The sequence below is a fragment of the Microbacterium oleivorans genome, assembly GCF_013389665.1.
Taxonomy (GTDB): domain Bacteria; phylum Actinomycetota; class Actinomycetes; order Actinomycetales; family Microbacteriaceae; genus Microbacterium; species Microbacterium oleivorans_C.
The window spans coordinates 611,089-629,132 of the sequence record NZ_CP058316.1 but is presented as its reverse complement, the minus strand read 5'-3'; the positions used below and the strand labels follow the sequence as shown (position 1 = coordinate 629,132).

The following is an 18,044-nucleotide window of genomic DNA, read 5'->3' as shown; positions in this document are numbered from 1 at the left end:
GCTTGACGCGACGGGAGACAGCCGTTCGGGTCGGCTCGCGTGCTGGGGGCAGGCGTGAGCACCGCCGACCCGACGCGGATCGTCGCTTGACGTCAGGGGGTAGACGTCAGCACGGCCCACCCGAGTGGAGGGAGGATGGCGTTGCCGTCTTGCAGGTCGGCTGCGCCGGCGAGCACGCGCGTCGCATCGGCGATCGCCACGGTCACGGGCACGTCGGCCAGGTTGAGGGCGGTGATGACGGCGGCGTCGCCGGTCGCCGTTCGCAGCACCATCGCGGTGTTGTCGGTGTGGATCACGTCGGTGTGGGCGCGGTGGAGCCAGGGATGCTGCCGCCGGAGCGCGATGAGCTGCTGATGGGTGCGGAGAAGGTGCTGCGCGCTCGCCGGCAGCGAGCTCGGGACAGGCGGAGCATCGGCGAAGGCGGGGCGTACCGCGTCGTCGCCGCCGAGGCGCTCCTCCTTGACGGCCTCGTAGCCGTACTCATCGCCGGCGTAGACCGATGGCACGCCCGCCACCGTGAACAGCACAGCGAGCGCATGCGGCACGAGCTCGGGGCCGATCGCCGAGGCGATCCGGGTGACGTCGTGATTGCCGACGAACGTCTGGGGTGCGAAGACCGACAGCAGCTCGTTGTTGCGCTCGATCGCGTGCTTCAGCTCGAACAGGTTGCGGTCGGCGATGCCGTGCCAGATTCCCTGCCACAGCTCGTACTGGGTGAGCGCGTCGATCGTCGACTCCTCGACGATGCGGGCCGCGTCGCCGTGGATGACCTCGCCGAGGAACCAGGCGTCGGCGTACTCGGCGCGCACCCGGGGCAGCACCTCTGCCCAGAAGGCAGGCGGTACGGCGTAGGCAGCATCCAACCGCCATCCGTCGATGCCGCGGCCCAGCCAGCGCGTCATGACATCGACGACCAGGTCGGCCACGGCGGGGGAGTCGTGGTTCAGGGCGACGAGAGCGTCGTGCCCCTCGAAGACGTCGGCGTCGACCGGATCGCCGGGCTGCCAGCCGTCCCACCGGACGCGGAACAGGCCGGCGGTGTCGGCATCCGGCCCCTGCTCCTCGAGGGCGCGGAACGCGGGATGGTGGCGTCCGACGTGGTTGAAGACCCCGTCGAACAGCACCCGGATGCCGCGCTCGTGGGCGGCCGCGATGAGACGATCGATGTCGTCGTCGTCACCGAGGCGCGGGTCGATGCGGAAGTGATCGGTCGTGTCGTAGCCGTGCGTGCTCGAGGCGAACACCGGGCCGAGCAGAAGCCCGTTCAGGCCGAGCTCGACGACGTGGTCGAGCCACGCCTCGATGCGCGCGAGCCGGTGGACGACCGCGGAATCCCTCTCGTCGCCGTCGGAACCGTCCGGCCGGATCGGGGCTCCAGTGAATCCGAGGGGGTACACGTGCCACCACATGACGGTCTCGACCCAATTGCTCATCCTCGCAGTCAACACGAGCGCATCCGGGTTGGGAACGGCGTGCGAGATGCGGCGATCGGACCTAGGGTGCGGTCCGGTCCTCGCGTGGCCGTTCCATCAGCCGCCAGGTACCGCCCGTCAGCGGCAGGGCGGTGGCGACGGTGTAGACGACCGCGACGATGCCGAACGACACGAACAGGCCCAGGCCGTCCGCGGCGATGCCGCCGAGGAGGGCCCCGAGCGGGACTCCCGCCCACGTTCCGGCGTTGAGCAGGCCGAACACCCGCCCGCGCATCGAGGCCGGGATGCGCTCGAGCTGGACCGCTCCGAGGATGGGGTTCAGCGCGCCGGCCGCGAGCCCGGAGATGCCCACCGCGGTGACGAGTGCCGGGAACGGCGCCCCGAGGGCGAAGACGGCGGTCGAGGGCCCACCGGCGACGATGAAGCACAGCGCGAAGGTCAGGCGCCGCGGCATCCGGTGGGCGATGAAGCCGAACGCGATGTTCCCGGCCAGGGCGCATCCGGCCATGACGGCGACGATCACGGCGAGATCGGCGGCGCCGCCCAGTTCGGTGTCCGCATACAGCGGCAGCAACGCGCCGCTGCGGGCCGCATCCAGCAGGTTCGTCACCAGCACGAGGCCGATGATCAGGCGCATGAGGGGATCGCGCACGACGAAGCGCAGCCCATCGCGCAGCTCGCGCCAGTACGAGGAACGCGGGGCTGCTGCCTCAGGGCCGTCGCCGGCGATCCGGACGGTGGTGGCGGGCACCATCCAGCGGGTGACGGTCGCCGACACGAAGAACGCCGCCGCGTTCGCGAGGAGCGCCGCCATGGGGCCGAGGAGGGCGACGAGCGCGCCGGCGACGGAGGCTCCGATGAGCTTGGAGAGGCGCTCCGACCCGTCGAGCAGGCCGACGCTCCGCTCGATCCTGATGTGTGCCGCCTCGGTGAGCTCGGGCAGCATCACGCGGCGCGCGATCTGGCCCGGGGTGTCGAGCACGCCGCTCGCGAAGACCAGCAGCAGCAGCGCCCAGAAGGGGAGTCCCACCGTCAGGGCGAGCGCCGGGATCGCGAGCACGGTCGCTCCGCTGATGACATCGGCGACGATGGCGGTTCGGCGCCCGCCGATGCGGTCGATGACCACCCCGCCGAACACCGCGCCCACGATCGCGGGAGCGGTCGCGGCGAACGCGGCCAGACCGACCTCGATACCGGAACCGCCGGTGCTCAGAACATAAAACGGGATGGCGAAGGCCGTGACGACATTGCCGGTCTGCGAGATGGCGTGCGCCGACAGCAGGGAGTACAGCGCCCGGGACGCCACCCGCCGTGGAGTCGGATTCGCGGCTCGGGCCGAGGGGGCGGTCGCCGTCACGGTCGGCGGTAGGCCTGGTAGACGAGGGCGACCGGCGCGGTGTCGTCGTCCTCGCCGTGCCGCGCGCTGGTCTCCTCCCAGCGCTGCACGAGGGACTCGAGGTCGGATCGCATCGCGGCGAGCTCGTTCGCCGTCAGTCGCAGCGTCCGGTCGCCGGTCGTTCCCGCCGCCACCCACTCGGCCGGAAGGACAGGCATCGCATCGATGTACTCGCTGTAGCGCGCTGCGTAGATCTGAGCGATCGACTTCTCGAGAGCCGACGAGGCTGCCCGGTGCGCCGGATCGGCGAGATGCTCCACCGGCTCCCAGGTCGTCAGCGCGGATGCCGCCTGCCACCACCTCTCGCGCTGGTCCGAGCTGCGCGGCTCGGCGGGCTCGATGAGGTCGATCGACGCGAGCTTGCCCAGGTGGTAGCTGATCGTGCCCGGCGCCTCGTCGACGACGTCGCCGAGCTGGGCGGCGGTCTGCGGGCCGTTCTCGCGCAGGATGCCGAGCAGCCGCAGCCGCGTCGGATGCGCGAGCACGCGCATCGCCGCCGCGGTCTCGAGCCGGGAGGTGGATCGCTCGTCGGAGGTCATCTCCTCACCGTAGATCCACAAGAAGTGTTGCGCAACACCTCTTGTGCACCCCGGTCCTCGCGCCGCGCGCTGTGACCGGTCAGGCGAGGACGCCGCGGACGACGCGCGCGGGCGAGCCGACGGCGACGGATGCCGCGGGCACGTCCTTCGTGACGATCGACCCGGCGCCGATGACGGCGTCGTCGCCGATCGTCACACCGGGAAGCACGGTGACGTTCGCCCCGAGCCAGACGTTGCGTCCGAGGGTGACGGGCGCAGGGATGAGGTCGCCGCGTCGATCGGGGTGGATGTCGTGCTGCAGCGTCGCGATGACGGCGTTGTGCCCGATGAGGCAGTCATCGCCGATCGTGATGCCGCCCTGGTCTTGGAAACGGCACCCGGAGTTGATGAAGACGCGTTCGCCGAGCCGGATGTTCCTGCCGAAGTCGGCGGTGAAGGGCGGGAACAGCGTCACGGTCTCGGCGATCGGTCGTCCCGTGAGCTGAGCGAGCAGGTCGCGCACGCGAGCGGGCTCGTGGTAGCCCGCGTTCAGCTCACCCGCGATGCGGAGCGCCTCCTGGCTCGTGTCGTGCATGGCCGCGTGCAACGGCGAGCCGCCGGTGATCGTCTGTCCCGCGTCGAGGGCGGCGAGGAGGTCGTGGAACGTCATGCGTCCGCCCGCGTCGCGGCAACCGTCGCCGACCAGTTCGCCAGCATCTGCAGCCGCTCGGCCGAGGCTGACCCAGGCTCGGCCGTGTAGATGAGCAGGACCAGACCGTCCTCGGCTGTGATGGCGAGTTCTTCGTAGACCAAGGTGAGCTCGCCGACGATGGGGTGGTGGAAGCGCTTGGTGCCGGTGCCGTGGGTGCGCACGTCGTGCGCCGACCAGAGCCGGGCGAAGGTCTCGCTGCGCGTGGTGAGCTCGCCGACCAGATCCTGCATCGCCCGGTCATGCGGGTCGCGTCCCGCTTCGACCCGCATGATGCCGACGCACATGTGGGCGAACAGCTCCCAGTCGGGGTAGAAGTCGCGCGAGGCCGGGTCGAGGAACTGGAACCGGGCGAGGTTGGGCACCCGTCCGCTCGTGCCGATGACGGGGGAGTAGAACGCCGCTCCGAGCGCGTTCGTCGCGACGAGGTTCTGGTGCCGGTCACGCACGAACGCGGGGCCGCCGGTGATGGCGTCGAGGGCGCGCTGCAGACTCGGTCGTGCGGGCTGCTGCGCCGTCGCACGCCGGCGCGCGCGGCCGGAGGTCGGGATGCCGTCGGCCGCGCGCGCGAGATCGAGCAGGTGCATCCGCTCGGTCTCGTCGAGGAGCAGGGCGCGCGAGAGCGCTTCGAGCACGCCCGCCGACGCACCCGCGATGTCGCCGCGCTCGAGCTTGGCGTAGTACTCGACGCTGACGTCGGCGAGCGTCGCGACCTCCGCGCGTCGAAGGCCGGCGACCCGCCGGTTCACGCCGGCCGGAAGGCCGACGTCTGCCGGAGAAAGTCGCGCTCGCCGGGTCATGAGGAACTCGCGCACCTCGGCCTTGTTGTCCATGCCGTTCACGGTACGGCGCTCACGGCAGGCAAGGGATGCTCTGTCAGTACACCGCTGATACCGGGGGACGTCGCCGCCCAGCCGGCGAGCGGCCGCAGGGCGTCCGCAGACGGCGAACCAGGTTCGGCCGCACAAATCGAGCGGGCGACGCCCGGGGCGGCCGGCATCGTTCCGGGCGGGCGTTGTTCGGCCGCGCCTCGGCCGGTCTAGCGTTCCGGCGCGCTGGCGTCGCGCGCGGCATCCGCACTGTCGAGCCAAGCAGTGAAGGTGATGGCGGCGCGATCGGCGTCGGCGGTGCCGCGCAGTCGCCCCGAGGCCATCGCGCGGCCGAAAGCTCCGGGCAGCCGCACCTCGATGGCGGGTCTGCGCATGCCGCGGGCGTCGAGAACCGCCCGCACCAGATCGATGAGTCGATGATCGCGCGGGCCCGAGAGGTCGCGCGCGCGGCCGACCGGCGCGCCCGTGGCGAGAGTCACGAGCCGCTCGGCGACCTCGCGCGCGGCGACGGGACGGATGCGCGCGGTCGGCACGACCGTCACCGCGCCCAGGGAGCCACGCGCGATCGTCTGCTCGGTGAACTCGTGGAACTGGGTGGCCCGCAGCAGCGAGAAAGGCAGCGGCCCGCGCTCGACGGCGCGTTCATGGGCGAGCTTGCCGCCGTAGTACCCGGCGTCCACCCCGTCGATCCCCACGATCGACAGCGCCACGATGTGCCCGACGCCCGCGGCGGCGCCGGCCTGGTGCAGGTGGCGAGACGCAGCGTCGAAGAACGTCGTCGCCCGCCGCCGCGAGAGTGTCTGGACGCCGGTCACATCGACGATCGTGTCGACGCCGTCGAGCGCCGCGGCGAGGTCGGTACCGCGTTCGAGGTCGTGGCCGTCGCGGCGCGAGAGCGGGACCACCTCGTGGCCACGGTCGGCCGCGATGGGGTGGACATGGGTTCCTACGGTGCCAGGGCGGCCCGCTCGGGCTCAGTGAACCGCTGCCACCCGACGTTTGCTATGTTCAGTAAATGGCGAACTTGAATCGACGACTGAACCTCGACGGGTGCACGGTGGCGTTCGACGACTCCGGAGGCACGGGGCGTCCGGTCCTCTTCCTGCACGGTGCCGGGGCCGATCACGTCATGTTCGAGGAGCAAGCAGAAGCGCTCTCCAAGGCAGGGTGGTGCTGCATCCAGTGGGACATGAGAGCGCATGGGCTGTCCAGGCCGAACGTGTCGGCGATCACCGCCGAGCAACTCGTGGCCGACGCGGCGGCGCTGATCGTCGAACTGGGCCTGTCCCGACCGGTACTCGTCGGTCACTCCCTGGGCGGGAACATCGCGCAAGAACTGGTGCGGCGAGACCCGGACGGCTACTCGGGCGTGGCGGTCGTGGATGCAACCTGGAATGCCGGGCCGCTCAGCTCGATGGAGCGGCTGCTGCTTCGTGCGGCCGCGCCGATGCTCGCGCTGATACCGGAGCGCTTCCTTCCCGACATGATGGCCAAGGCATCCGCCGTCACACCCTCTGCTCGTTCTGATCTCGCGCGGGCGTTCGCCCATGTGCCCAAGAGCGAGTTTCTCGCGATCTGGCAGGCGACCGTCTCGCTGGTCAACCCCGACCCGAACTACCGCACTCCGGTTCCGCTCCTCCTTCTCGTCGGAGATCGTGACCGAACCGGCAACATCGCCAAAGCGATGCCGGCCTGGGCCCGGCGAGAGGGGATCCGAGAGATCGTCATCCCTCGGGCTGGTCATGTGCCCAGCCAGGATTCCCCCGCAGCGGTCACCGCGGCGCTGCTCCGCTTCTTGGGCGCTCTGGAGGATGACCGATGAGTGAAGACGACGACTTCATCAATGCCGTGGGCGACCTTCTCGGATCGTGGAACCTCTCGAGGGCGACAGGGCGCGTGTACGGCGCACTCCTCCTCGAAGAGGCCCCCGTCTCCTTGGACCATCTGGGAGCCGCTGTCAGCCTGAGCAAAGGACAGGTGAGCACCTCGACGCGGGAGCTGGCGGCCTGGGGACTCGCCCGAACCGTGCCTCAGGCAGGAAGTCGCCGGGTGCTCGTAGAGGCGACGAAGGGCTTGGAGTCTTTGCTCGAAGCTTCGCAGCGTCGTGCTCGCACGCTCGTGAACGCCCTCGCGAGTGGGCGCGGTCTCGTCGCACCAGGATCTGTCGCCGAGCGAAGACTCGAGGACGTTATCGACCTGTTCGACGGCTATGTCAACGCGGGGGACGAGATCCTCCGCAACCGCCACTAGCGCGCCGCCGAGCCGGGCCCGGGTGGCGCGGTCACCTGTCGAAGCGCGCTCCGGCGGGGTTGGAGGGCAGGGCGAGCAGGATGATCAGCGCGACGGCGCCGACGCCGAACCCGAAGCCGATGAACCAGAACGGTCCGGCCAGGTTCGCATCGTGCAGGCGCCGCCACGAGATCGCGATCGTCGGCACGAGCGTGGCGAGCTGCCACAGAACGAGAAGGCCCGCGCCGACCCCGATGAGGGGGCCGGGCTCGGTGCGTCCGGTGATGGGGTCGGTCGTCATGCCGGCGATGGCACCGATCACCATGAAGGCGAAGATGAGGATGACCACCAGCGCGTGCGCGAGGTACCACCACCAGAACTCGCTGCGGCTGGCGCGGCCCGAGAACGTGGCGTACTTCTGCCAGAAGCGCGCGAACGCCTGGCCGAACGAGGCGCCGTAGAGCGGCTGGGAGAGCGACGAGGCCCCGGGGGCGGCGGGGTGCGGAGCGGCGGCGTAGGTCACGGGGTCCTCCAGAGTTGAGCTCGCGCGCCGATCGGCGCGGCCCTCATCCTGCCGTAACAGCGGCGATCGCGTGGCGAGCGTGCCGGAGGATGACACGGCAGCATCCGTGTCGATATGGTCTTCTGTCCCGCCGGCTGCTCAGCCGGGCGTCGTTCGGCTGGCCTTGGCCGCCGCTTTGCCGCCCACGCGTGCACCCCAGAGCATCACGAACAGCATGAGGATGCTGCCGACGAGAACACCGATGGTCAGAGCCTCGGTCGGAACCGGGAGCAACGTGCTCAGAGCGACCGCGATGGAGAGGCCGCCGGTGATGAGGGTGGGGCGCTTCGCCCGCACGTGCGCCGCCAGCCAGGCCTCGTCGCTCGCCAGCGTGCTGGGGGTGCGGATCCCGGCGACCTGGTTGCGCTTGAGGCGGCCCGAGGCGCCGGCGTTCGCGACCCAGATGAGGGCGACACCTGCACCCGCCATGACGAGGAACAGGATGACGCGAGCGATCAGGTCTTCCATCGTCTCGAGCCTATCGATGGCGGTGCGGGCGGTCACGTGCCGTAGCGCGGCGGGGTGGCGCGTCAGCCCAGCAGAGTGGCCCAGGTCACATCGACGACGCAGAGGTCGGTGCCGCTCTGGCGGAAGAACACGTTCCGCTGCGGCACGGCGATCAGTCCGGCGGCATCATCTCGAGGTTGATGTTCCACTGCGGATGGCGGCACCGAGGGCCGCTCCTACGCCCAGCACGGGTGCGCATCGTCGCTCTCGCAGTGGGGCTCGGCGAGTAGCAATGCCTGGGCGTCGTGCGGTCTCTCCGGCGGAACGGCCTGGTACCAGTTCCGCTGAACTCGTCGCGGCGACGCTGCCCCGTTCACGTGGTGATGTGTGAACGGGGCAACGTCATGTCGACACTGCGACCGGCTCGGCTCGGGGAAGCCGCAATCGTGCGGTCAGTCCGCCACCGGGCCGGGGCGCCAGATCCAGGTGGCCATCGTGCTGAACCGCGATGCTCTGCACGATCGCCAGGCCGAGGCCCGTACCGGCGGCGTGCCGCTGCGTCTGCCGGGTCGCGGCTCCACGGTTGAAGGGCTCGACGAGTTTTGCAACCGTCTCCCCGTTCAAGGTCTCCCCGCCGTTGGAGATCGTCAGCGCACCATCCTGGCCGGAGCAGGAGACCCGTACCGTGATGGGGGAGGACGTCGCGCCATGACGGACGGCGTTCAGTACGAGGTTATGCGCGGCCTGCATCACGAGCACCGTGTCGCCCTCGATCTGCACGCCTTCTAGCTGGACGTCGAACGAATGCCCCGCGGCGGACGCTTCCGACTGCACGAGGTCGATCGCCGCTTCGACCGTCTCGGCGAGATCGATCGTCTGCAGCTGGTTGGTCGGAAGCCTGCGCGAACGGGCCAGCTGGAGGAGAGCGGTGAGCAGCCGCTCTGAGCGTTCCGTGGCTTCCAGCGCTCGGCGCATGGCGACTTCGGGGCGCGGAGGAACAGCATCGTGCATGAGGGACTGCTCGAGAGACGCACGGATGCCTGCGAGCGGGGTTCGGAGCTCGTGCGAGGCATTGGCGACGAATCGATCCTGCTGTTCGAATGCGGCGTGAAGACGCTGCAACATGTCGTCGATGGTGTCCCCGAGTTCGCTGATTTCATCGCGCGGGCCCGTCAGCCGGAGTCGCTCATCCAGATTCTCGCCGGTGATGCGCCGCGTCAGCTCTGTGAGGTCGGCCACTCGCCCCAACGATCGACGGGCAACGAGCCATACTGCCGCGCCCGCCAGAGCGACCATCACCGTGGCGGTGATCGCAGATATCAGCATCACCGTGCTCGCGAGATCATGCGCGACCCGGAATACCGCGGTGGATCCATCGAGGTCGTTCGGCGCCTGGCCTTGCGACGAGCTGCCGGTCGTTGCGTCGATGGACACCTCGACGACGTACTGCAGCATGGCGTACTCGACCGCCAGTAGCACCGCTGCCGCCAGAGTGAACGCGGCCGTGGAGATCAATGTCAGCTTCAGTGCGAGCGGGGTCCTGCGCAGGGAACGTGCGCGTACGGTCATGATCAGACTGCTCCAATCCGATAGCCGTGACCCTTGTCGTATTGGATCAGGTCCGCGCCGATCTTCTTCCGCAACGAGTGCATCAGGACACGAACCACCCCGCCACTCAGATCGTCGGGGGTGGCCCAGGCGATGTCGAGCAATTGCTCCGAACGCAAGGGCTTGCCGTCGGCGCGGAGCAGCGCCTCGAGTACCTCGAACTCCTTGGGCGAGAGCTTCACCGGCTCATGGCCGAGGAACACCCGCCGGCGGACGGTGTCGACGCGCAGCGGTCCGTGCTCGATCACCGGTGCGTTCACCGCGCGCGCGCGGCGGCTGAGCGCACGCACGCGCGCGACGAGTTCGACGAATGCGAAGGGTTTGGTGAGGTAGTCGTCTGCGCCGAGGTCGAGGCCTTCGACGCGATCCATGACGGAGGATGCGGCGGTGAGCATCAGGATGCGGGTGTCGTCATTGAATTCGCGCAGGCTCCGGCACACCTGGTCGCCCGAGATGCCCGGAAGGTCACGGTCGAGGACGAGCACGTCGAAGTCGATCTCACCGAGACGATTCAGAGCCGAGTCGCCGTCGAGCGCGATGTCCACGGTGAAGCCCTCGGCCGTCAGACCGCCATGCAGGGTCTCCGAGAGGATTCTGTCGTCCTCCACCACCATGACGCGCATCGCCCACCGCCCTTCTCGTGCCCCGCCCTGATCTGACTTTGCCATCGGCGCGTTAGCTCAGCGTCAGCATTCGGCTAACGGAGCCCTGACGGCTGCCTCTCTAGAACTGGTCACACCGCCGACGAGCGGACAGCCCGCGAGGAGAGGAATCGACATGAGCTGGAAGAAGAACTTAGCAAGCCTCGTGGCGGTGGCCGCGGTAGGGATTCTCGTTCTTTCGGGATGCACGACGACCACCGAGGGGACCTATGAGGGCGACACGGATACCGCGGAGAGCGAGAAGCTCGCCGGCAGCCTGACCGACTTGTTCCAACGCGCGCTCGACGTGCCCGAGAATGCCGAGAACCCGTTCGTCGCCGAGGTGCTCACCCGTGCGATCGATTCCGGCACGATAGCGCAGGAGGACTACGACGAGGCGCACCGGCTGTACCGCACGTGCATGAATGACGCGGGCTACGAGGAGAACTACTCGCAGCTCGCCAACGGTAGCTACCAGATCACGCCCCCTCCGCTCGACGGGCAGGAAGCCGTCGAGAAGTACATGGAAGTGGGCACCGAATGCTCGGCGGAGCTCGCTCCCATCGAGGCGCTGTTCATCACGCAGCAGGGCAACCCCGATCTTCTGAGCGATCAAGCACAGGTCGCCGTGCAGTGTCTCATCGAAGCCGGCGTCGTCGACGCGAGCTACACCTCGCAGACGTTCCGTGACGATCTCGACGACGCATTCGCCAGCGCTGCTTACAACCCGATGAGCCCACAGGCGCAGACATGCTTCAGCAACGCCGGCTACTCGATCTCGGTCGGTGAGGAATGACCCGGCAGCGCGCTCTGCTCGCCGGGCTCTGCGGCGTCGTGCTCGTCGCTGCCGGAGCAGGCGCGGGGTACTTTCTCCGTCCCGCTCCTCCTCCCGCTTCGCTGGAAGCGTCGGCGCCCGTGACCACTGCCCCCGCGACCCCGCAGGAGTTCACGGACACCCGAAAGATCCAGGTCAGGCTGGTCCCCGGGCCGGACACTGCGGTGACGACGAATCGCAGCGGCGTACTCACCAACAGCGCGTGTGGCCCCGGTTCGAGCATCGCTTCCGGCACGATCGTCGGCCGCATCGACGACACCCCCGTGCTCGCGTTGCATCTCGACGTTCCTCCGTTTCGTGATCTCGCAGTCAGAGCCGAGGGTTCGGATGTCGCGGCTCTCCAGGCAGAGCTCACCCGACTGGGCTTCGGCGCGCTCGAGGCGGACGGCTACTTCGGCTGGGACACCGCTGTCGCGGTGGAAGCTCTACGCAGCCAGGTCGGCATGAGTGAGGGGCGTTCGCTTGCGCTGAGCGAGATCGCGTGGCTGCCGCAGGAGCACCTCGCAGTGACCGACTGCAGCGTCGCACTCGGCGCTCCGCTCTCGGTGGGGAGCTCGTTCGCGGTTGCGAAAGGATCATTGCAGCAACTCGTCATCGACTCGCCACCCGCCGACCTCGTCGCGGGTGATCGGACCGTCACGGTGTTCGGACTGAGAGCCGCGTTCGACGGTGGAGGCGCCATCACGACGCCAGAGTTCCTCGCGGAACTCGCCCAGACCGAACAAGCCAACGCGTTGATGGCGCAAGATCCAGCCACGACGGCCCCGGCCACGCTGGAGCTCTCCGAAGCCGTCGAAGCGCTGCAGGTACCGGCTTCAGCGGTCTTCGGGATCGCCGACGGGCACGGATGCATTCAATCCGGTGACACCGTCTACCCGGTCACCGTGCTCGGATCCAGCCTCGGAGCGTCGCTGGTGGCTCTCGAGGTCGTCGACGACACGGCGCCGGATGCCGTACCGGATGAGGTGAACATCGGTGAGGCGATCACGCACGACAGCTGCCGTCCGTGACCAGGCCGCTGCGATCACCACGGCAGACGCTCGCATCGACGTCCACGGTCTCGCGCATGGGTTCCCCGGGGGCACTCGGCTTTTCGAAGCCCTCTCCTTCGGCTTCGGCAGCGGCGATATCGTCGCCATCTGCGGGCCGTCCGGCAGCGGCAAATCGACGTTGCTTTCGATCCTCGCCGGTTGGGAGGAGCCGGTCGCGGGCACCGTCACGAAGCAGAGCATCGACACGATCGCCTGGGTCTTCCAGAACCCTCACGGAGTCGCGCACCGAACAGCGATCGACCATGTCGCCTTCCCCTTCCTGACGAAGGGTCTTACTCGGGCGGCCGCTGATGCCCGGGCGCGCGAGACACTCGCGACCTTCGGTCTGCAGGAGGCCGCCGAGCGGCCGTTCCACGCCCTATCGGGCGGTGAAGCCCAGCGCCTCATGCTCGCGCGGGCTGTCGCGATCGCACCCGATCTGCTGCTCGTCGACGAGCCGACGGCGCAGCTGGACCAGTCGACTGCGCGCTCGGTGAACGCGACGCTCCGCAACATCGCCGATGGAGGATCGATCGTGCTGATCGCCACGCACGACCAGGGCACTCGTGAGGCGTGCGGGTACGTCGTCGATCTCGCTGACTACGCGCCGCTGTTCGAGGACGGGGGACAGCGTGCGCCTCAGCGCAATCCTGAGTGAGGCCGCTCGGAACATCGGCGGCGGTACCACGCGTGCGGTCACGTTCGCGCTGCTGCTGGCGAGCATGGCGGGCAGCCTCGCGGTCGCGGACGCCGTCACGATACACGCGCTCGAGTCTCAGGCTCAGACATTTCGGCAGTCAGGAGCCGCGACGCGGATCCTCCAGAGCGAGAGCGCGATCCGGGGTACCGCCTGCGACGCGCTGGCGAACGGCTCGACCCCGATCGTTGCTGCCGGGGCGCTCGCCGAGACAACCCCGATCGATCTGGCGGCGCTTCCCACCACGTCGATTCCCGCGTTCCGTGTGTCCCCGGGGCTCGTCGCTCTCTTGGACGGCGCGCCTGAGCTGGTGGGAGCCTGGATCTCGGACGCGCTCGCCGAGACCCTCGCCGTCGCTCCCGGCGGTCGGCTGCAGACAAGCGACGGAGTGGTGACCATCGCCGGCACCTACCCGTACCCCAAGGACGGTCGCGACAACCGCCTCGGCTTCGCGATGCTCATCCCGGTCACTGCGGACCAGGCCTTCGATGAATGCTGGGCGACCGCGTGGCCGCTGGGGGAGAGCACCGATCTGCTCTTGCGGTCGAGCGCCTTCGAACCCGGGTCGACGGATGCCCTGCAGATCGGACAGCTGAACAACACTCACGGCACGACTTTCGACGGCGCGCTCGCCTTCGACTCCCGCATCACCAGGTTCGCCTATGCCCTGATCGCCGTGGCCGGGCTGAGCCTCGGCTGGGCGAGCATCCGTGCCCGGCGCCTGGAGCATGCCGCCGCTCTGCACGCCGGTCAACGGCGTTCCGAGCAGCTCGCGACCATCCTCGTCGAGACCACCGTTTGGGCGCTCTTGGGGAGTGCCCTCGCTGCGGTCCTCCTGCTCGCCTTCGTGATCGGCTCCGAGAGCCCCGCGTCGTCCGCGTCCCACCCGAACACCACGTCCGTGCTGCCGATCGTCGTCGCAGCTCTTCCTGTTGGATTCGGCAGCGCACTCGGGGGCGCCTCCATCGCCGCGTTCGCAACGCATGAGCGTCACCTCTTCCGGTATTTCAAGGAGCGCAGATGACCAGCTCGCCGGCCGGTAGCCCGCCGAACGACGCACTGTCTGAGCCGGGATGGAGCCCCGTCGACCCGGCGCTCTTGCACAAGCGCGTTCTCTCCGAGGTGTTCCTCACACACCGTCTGGATGCCGGAGACGAGCACCGTTTTCGCCTCGTCATCCCGCGTGGTCACTCGGCCGTCACAGGCATCCATGTCCCGACAATCCTGAGCGTCGAGGCCATCCGCCAGGTGGGACTGGCGTTGTGTCAGGTCGACGGGGCCGTACCGGTCGACTGGGCGGTGGTCCTGCAGGAGGCGTCTGTCGCTTGGGTCGTGGGTCGACCGTTGTGGGGCGCGAGCGACCACGTCGAACTGGAAGCGCGGTGCCGGATTGTCGACGCTCGACTGCGCGGTGAGGTGATGACGGGCATCGTCGCGCGTGTCGAGATGCTGCGCCATGGCAAGCTCATCGCCACCGGCGGCGGATCCATCCGTACCCTTCCGAGACGCGCCTATGAGGCGCTCCGCCGGCACGCGAGCGCCACGAGCGACGGGGTGCGACCTGGGGGAGCATCGCCGTTATCGAGGGCGATCATCGTCGAGGGTCGTGTGCGCGCCGTGCTCGGATGGACGCATCCCGACCCGTTCTTCTTCGACCACCCGGTCGACCATGTGCCGGGCATGCTGTTCGCGCAAGCGGCGCTCGACGCGCACGCAATGCTGCGAGGTCAACAGGCGCGGGCCGTCGCCGTCGAGTGCACGCGCTTCGCGGAGCTCGACGATCCGGTTGAGATCACCGGCGAGGACGATGGGGCGCGGTGCGTGACGGTGTTCGAGCAGTACGGCCGCCAAGTCGCAAGGGTAGAGACCCGATAGCGCTAGCTCTCACGGGCGGACTGCCCGCACGTACCAGTCGATGTCCGCATCCGATAGCTTCACGTCGCGAGCGAGGCCGGGCAGCTCGTTCCACAGGCGGCTCGTGTCGAAGACGTTGTCTTGGGCGACCATCTGCAGCTGTGACGCCGAGATGCCCAGGTTCGAAGCCAGGGTTCGCAGTTGATCGGCGTCGATCGAGCGCGCGGGACCTTGTCGTCCGAGCGCTGCGATCACAGGCGTGACCAGCTCGCGTATCGTCACCGGGTGCGGAGTCGCCGCAAGGTAAAGGTTGTGCTCGGGCGGCGAGAGCGCCAGCGCGGCCAGTACCTCGCCGAGTAGTGGTGCATCGATAGCGGAGACACGAGGCACTCCACCGTCGATCCACGCGTCATGCTTCAGCATGAACCCCAGGAGCTGTGACAGATACCAGCGGTCTCCGGCACCGACCACGGCGTTCGGGCGCACGACGATGCCGCCGGCCTCGAGAACCAGCTGATCAGCCGTCAGGCGGCTTCGGCTCAGCGCGGATGCCGGGGCGGGAACGAGCGTCTCCTCGGTGCCGCCGGCGCCGAGCCCTCCGTAGACACCGGCGGTGCTCAGAGAGACGATCCGCGTGACGCCGGCGCGCTCCGCGGCAGCGAGCAGGTGCTTCGTGCCGGTGATGTTGACCCGCTGCTGCAGAGTCTCGTCCGGGCCGACGTAGCTCGCGCAGTGGATGACGGCATCCGCATCGCTGAGCAGCTCCGCGATGCCGGAGCCGTCCGCGAGGTCTCCGTGCACATGACGCACGGCGCCGTCCGCGGCCGGGCGAGTATGCAGCAGACCCGAGACGTCAATGTCACGCGACACCAGCGCCGCCGCTACCTGTCGCCCGATAAATCCGGCTGTTCCCGTCATCGCTACTCGCACGGCGTACCCGTTCCGGCTCGTCTGATCGCTTGCGATCCGACCCTATCCGCGGTTCAGAGGGCGAGAGGGATGACGCCCGAAGTGTTTCATCTCGTTCCCTTCGAGTGGACACTGCACAGGCACTGAGTGATCGATCAGGAGGAAGCCGCGACTGTGAGGATCACACCTACCGGTGTCACGGACGAGGACGGCCCGCCGAACGTTGGGTCAGGGTAAGTGGTTGGCCGGTGGCAGCCACGTCCGACGCTTCTCCGAGGCGGTGCTGCGTCGCACGCGCGGCCAGCTGTCCGACCCGTAAGTAGGCTCGGCGCGTTCATGCCTGCAGGGGGGCGATCAGTCGAAGCTGCTGGTGAGGGCCACTCTGCTGCCCAGACTCGCGGGCACGGCATCGGCGATGCGTCGGAATCATTCTGCGGTCTACGCGTTGCCGTTGCGCCGCTGCCTGGCAGACGAAAGCCCCGGCCGCCGCACTGAGGATACGGCTGCCGGGGCTTTCGAAGTCTGCTGGTGTCAGGCGCGGATGCCGAGGGCGAAGCTGATCGCGCCCTCTCCGTCGACCTGAGCGTCGAGCACGCGGTCATCCAGCGCGAGCGCTGCTGCCGGGTCGACGAACACGCGTGCTCCGTCGGCTTCGACGACCGCGTCCTCGGCCTGCGGCGCCTCCGCGAGCGAGAGCGCGAAGCCGGTCTCGGGGGAGCCGGTGTCGGCGATACGGATGCCGCCGGTGTCGGCGGGGATCTGAGCGGTGATGTTCTTCACCGCGGTGGCGGCGTTCTCGGTGAGCGTGAGCATGAAGCTCTCCTTCCGTGGATTGCTGCGGGAACCGGCCACGATTCCGAGAATCGGAGCCGGATGCAAACGAGAGTGGGGACTCCCAGGGGATTCGGAAGGTCGGGGGCGCTTAGACTCGAAGGGCCAGCCTCTGTAGCTCAGTGGAAGAGCCACTCCGTCCTAAGGAGCGGGTCGGGGGTTCGAGTCCCTCCAGGGGCACCGTCTCTTTTTGCCTCTGACCAGGGATTTCTTCTGAGGTCAGACCACTCAGAATGCGTTTTTGGCCGCTTTTTGGCCGCTTTTGAGGAAGCTATGAGCCGAACACGACGCAGATTCGATGCCCTTCGCGGAGCGTCGTTCGACGCCTCAGAGCGACGAAAACGAGCATTTCTGGCGTCCTGAGCCTCGCCGAAATGTTGAGCAGTCTGCTCTCCAGCGTCACGTCGGTCGGGCGTAGCGGGTCTGCGGGCCCGCCGGCAGCGCCACGAGCGGCATGGCGTCGTTGAGGCGCGATGCGACGGCATCCAGATCGTCGTCGAAGAGGTCGGCGTAGGTGTCGAGCGTCATGGCCGCCGACGCGTGCCCCAGCATCCGCTGGACGGCCTTCACGTTCGCGCCGGAGCTGATCGCGAGCGATGCGGCGGTGTGGCGGAGGTCGTGAGGCGTTAGCCGCGGGATCGATGGGTCCACCGCCTGCGCGCGGCGGACCGCGTTCGCGAACCATCCCTGTGCGCCTGAGTTGCGCATGTGGTTGACGCCATCGCCGAACAGCAGCCCTTCCGGACCCTTGCCAGCGCACGCCTGCTCGATCATCGGAGCGAGCCGCTCCGGGTAGGGCACCGAGCGCTTCTCGTGCGTCTTGGGCGTGCCGACGTGGATCTCGTACGCGATCATCACCGCGTTCTCCTCGATGACGAAGCGCCGACGCAACCGGTTGACGCTGCGCACCCGCAGCGCGGTCGCCTCGCCCCAGCGCAGGCCGGTGTAGGCCAAGGTCAGGACCATTGTCGGATGCGCTGAGCATGCCGCCAACGTCGCCACCTGCTCGTGCGAGAGATAGACGCGACGCTTGCCTGGCCCGCTCCGAGGGAGATTGCGGATGTGGCGCGCCGGATTGCTCGCAAGGCGACGATCATCGATGGCGACATCGAGGATGCCGGCGAGGACTCCCAGCGCGCGAAGCACGACCGTGCGCGACTTCTCCGTCGCAAGGTCCGACACCCAGTCCTGTACTTCGGACCGCCGGATCGACCAGATCTCCCTGTCTGCCCACACGGGAGCGACGTGGTTCTTCCACGCCCGCTCAAGCGTGATGTAGTACGAAGGCTTCGACATCGGCGGCTGCTTCGACCGCAGCCAGCTGTCGGCGAACATCCGGACCGGCACCCGCGACGCCACGGGATCGATGTACTCGCCCTTCGACTTCGACACCGTGACCATCGAGAGGTACAGCTTCGCCTCGCGCAACGTCGTGAAGCCGCGCTTCTGCGCCTCGGTGCGATCAGGCTTGCGGTAGCGCACCCGGTAGCGGCGGCCTTTCACCGTTTCGTACG

The 18,044-nt window shown here is 68.6% G+C and carries 21 protein-coding genes and 1 tRNA gene; 8 read left to right on the top strand and 14 right to left on the bottom strand.

The features are described from left to right. Positions 1-92: 92 nt before the first annotated feature. The 6 genes from HW566_RS02975 to HW566_RS02950 all read right to left on the bottom strand — a co-directional run bounded on the left by HW566_RS02975 (position 93) and on the right by HW566_RS02950 (position 5,791). The gene (locus HW566_RS02975) at positions 93-1,433 is read right to left on the bottom strand and encodes an alpha-amylase family glycosyl hydrolase (RefSeq protein ID WP_178010273.1); all 1,341 of its coding nucleotides are present in this window, start codon (positions 1,431-1,433) and stop codon (positions 93-95) included. 61 nt (positions 1,434-1,494) lie between these two features. Then, positions 1,495-2,739, bottom strand: a complete 1,245-nt coding sequence (locus HW566_RS02970; protein ID WP_256728845.1) for an MFS transporter — start codon at positions 2,737-2,739, stop codon at positions 1,495-1,497. A gap of 47 nt (positions 2,740-2,786) precedes the next feature. Next, complete coding sequence (locus HW566_RS02965; RefSeq protein WP_178010269.1) at positions 2,787-3,368, bottom strand: winged helix-turn-helix domain-containing protein; 582 nt, start codon at positions 3,366-3,368, stop codon at positions 2,787-2,789. A gap of 79 nt (positions 3,369-3,447) precedes the next feature. Continuing rightward, a complete protein-coding gene (locus HW566_RS02960) occupies positions 3,448-4,017 on the bottom strand; it encodes a sugar O-acetyltransferase (protein WP_178010267.1) in 570 nt (189 codons plus the stop codon). Beyond that, a complete protein-coding gene (locus tag HW566_RS02955; RefSeq protein WP_178010265.1) occupies positions 4,014-4,889 on the bottom strand; it encodes a helix-turn-helix transcriptional regulator in 876 nt (291 codons plus the stop codon). The genes HW566_RS02960 and HW566_RS02955 overlap by 4 nt, the downstream gene beginning before the upstream one ends. Before the next feature lie 206 nt (positions 4,890-5,095). After that, entirely contained in the window at positions 5,096-5,791 is a 696-nt protein-coding gene (locus HW566_RS02950) for an SDR family oxidoreductase (protein ID WP_218621644.1), read from the bottom strand. A gap of 152 nt (positions 5,792-5,943) precedes the next feature. On the opposite strand from HW566_RS02950, the gene HW566_RS02945 reads away from it, so the two are divergent. Both HW566_RS02945 and HW566_RS02940 read left to right on the top strand, forming a co-directional pair. Beyond that, complete coding sequence (locus HW566_RS02945; protein ID WP_218621643.1) at positions 5,944-6,708, top strand: alpha/beta fold hydrolase; 765 nt, start codon at positions 5,944-5,946, stop codon at positions 6,706-6,708. Continuing rightward, complete coding sequence (locus tag HW566_RS02940) at positions 6,705-7,136, top strand: GbsR/MarR family transcriptional regulator (protein ID WP_178010262.1); 432 nt, start codon at positions 6,705-6,707, stop codon at positions 7,134-7,136. The genes HW566_RS02945 and HW566_RS02940 overlap by 4 nt, the downstream gene beginning before the upstream one ends. Before the next feature lie 31 nt (positions 7,137-7,167). On the opposite strand, the gene HW566_RS02935 is transcribed toward HW566_RS02940, so the two are convergent. The 5 genes from HW566_RS02935 to HW566_RS02920 form a co-directional block, all read right to left on the bottom strand. After that, positions 7,168-7,638 (bottom strand): DUF805 domain-containing protein, encoded by a 471-nt coding sequence (locus HW566_RS02935; RefSeq protein ID WP_178010260.1) that lies wholly within the window; start codon positions 7,636-7,638, stop codon positions 7,168-7,170. A 138-nt stretch (positions 7,639-7,776) separates the two neighbouring features. Beyond that, the gene (locus HW566_RS02930) at positions 7,777-8,145 is read right to left on the bottom strand and encodes an SdpI family protein (protein WP_178010259.1); all 369 of its coding nucleotides are present in this window, start codon (positions 8,143-8,145) and stop codon (positions 7,777-7,779) included. Positions 8,146-8,207: 62 nt separating this feature from the next. Beyond that, positions 8,208-8,333: a hypothetical protein gene (locus HW566_RS15995; RefSeq protein WP_256728844.1), complete on the bottom strand. Its 126-nt coding sequence runs from the start codon at positions 8,331-8,333 to the stop codon at positions 8,208-8,210. 193 nt (positions 8,334-8,526) lie between these two features. Next, positions 8,527-9,693: a sensor histidine kinase gene (locus HW566_RS02925; protein WP_178010257.1), complete on the bottom strand. Its 1,167-nt coding sequence runs from the start codon at positions 9,691-9,693 to the stop codon at positions 8,527-8,529. A 2-nt stretch (positions 9,694-9,695) separates the two neighbouring features. Next, positions 9,696-10,400, bottom strand: a complete 705-nt coding sequence (locus HW566_RS02920) for a response regulator transcription factor (protein ID WP_256728843.1) — start codon at positions 10,398-10,400, stop codon at positions 9,696-9,698. Positions 10,401-10,509: 109 nt separating this feature from the next. On the opposite strand from HW566_RS02920, the gene HW566_RS02915 reads away from it, so the two are divergent. Genes HW566_RS02915 through HW566_RS02895 form a run of 5 tightly spaced genes read left to right on the top strand, consistent with a single transcriptional unit; the run spans position 10,510 to position 14,811 of the window. Then, positions 10,510-11,169 carry a hypothetical protein gene (locus tag HW566_RS02915; protein ID WP_178010255.1) on the top strand — a complete coding sequence of 220 codons (660 nt, stop codon included), beginning with the start codon at positions 10,510-10,512 and terminating at the stop codon, positions 11,167-11,169. A gap of 38 nt (positions 11,170-11,207) precedes the next feature. Continuing rightward, positions 11,208-12,218: a peptidoglycan-binding domain-containing protein gene (locus tag HW566_RS02910; protein WP_178010253.1), complete on the top strand. Its 1,011-nt coding sequence runs from the start codon at positions 11,208-11,210 to the stop codon at positions 12,216-12,218. Continuing rightward, positions 12,184-12,897: an ATP-binding cassette domain-containing protein gene (locus HW566_RS02905; RefSeq protein WP_256728842.1), complete on the top strand. Its 714-nt coding sequence runs from the start codon at positions 12,184-12,186 to the stop codon at positions 12,895-12,897. The genes HW566_RS02910 and HW566_RS02905 overlap by 35 nt, the downstream gene beginning before the upstream one ends. Beyond that, the gene (locus tag HW566_RS02900) at positions 12,872-13,960 is read left to right on the top strand and encodes a hypothetical protein (protein ID WP_178010251.1); all 1,089 of its coding nucleotides are present in this window, start codon (positions 12,872-12,874) and stop codon (positions 13,958-13,960) included. Before HW566_RS02905 ends, HW566_RS02900 begins: the two co-directional genes overlap by 26 nt. Continuing rightward, the gene (locus HW566_RS02895) at positions 13,957-14,811 is read left to right on the top strand and encodes an AfsA-related hotdog domain-containing protein (protein WP_178010250.1); all 855 of its coding nucleotides are present in this window, start codon (positions 13,957-13,959) and stop codon (positions 14,809-14,811) included. Before HW566_RS02900 ends, HW566_RS02895 begins: the two co-directional genes overlap by 4 nt. 9 nt (positions 14,812-14,820) lie before the next feature. Here the strand turns inward: HW566_RS02895 and HW566_RS02890 are convergent, their stop codons facing one another. Next, a complete protein-coding gene (locus HW566_RS02890; RefSeq protein ID WP_178010248.1) occupies positions 14,821-15,708 on the bottom strand; it encodes an NAD-dependent epimerase/dehydratase family protein in 888 nt (295 codons plus the stop codon). Between the two features lie 522 nt (positions 15,709-16,230). Continuing rightward, positions 16,231-16,512, bottom strand: a complete 282-nt coding sequence (locus HW566_RS02885; protein WP_178010246.1) for a HesB/IscA family protein — start codon at positions 16,510-16,512, stop codon at positions 16,231-16,233. Positions 16,513-16,638: 126 nt separating this feature from the next. Here HW566_RS02885 and HW566_RS02880 point away from each other — a divergent pair. Next, positions 16,639-16,710: transfer RNA gene (locus HW566_RS02880), tRNA-Arg, on the top strand. Between the two features lie 219 nt (positions 16,711-16,929). Here HW566_RS02880 and HW566_RS02875 read toward each other — a convergent pair. Then, the gene (locus HW566_RS02875; RefSeq protein WP_218621642.1) at positions 16,930-18,033 is read right to left on the bottom strand and encodes a tyrosine-type recombinase/integrase; all 1,104 of its coding nucleotides are present in this window, start codon (positions 18,031-18,033) and stop codon (positions 16,930-16,932) included. Positions 18,034-18,044: the final 11 nt, after the last annotated feature.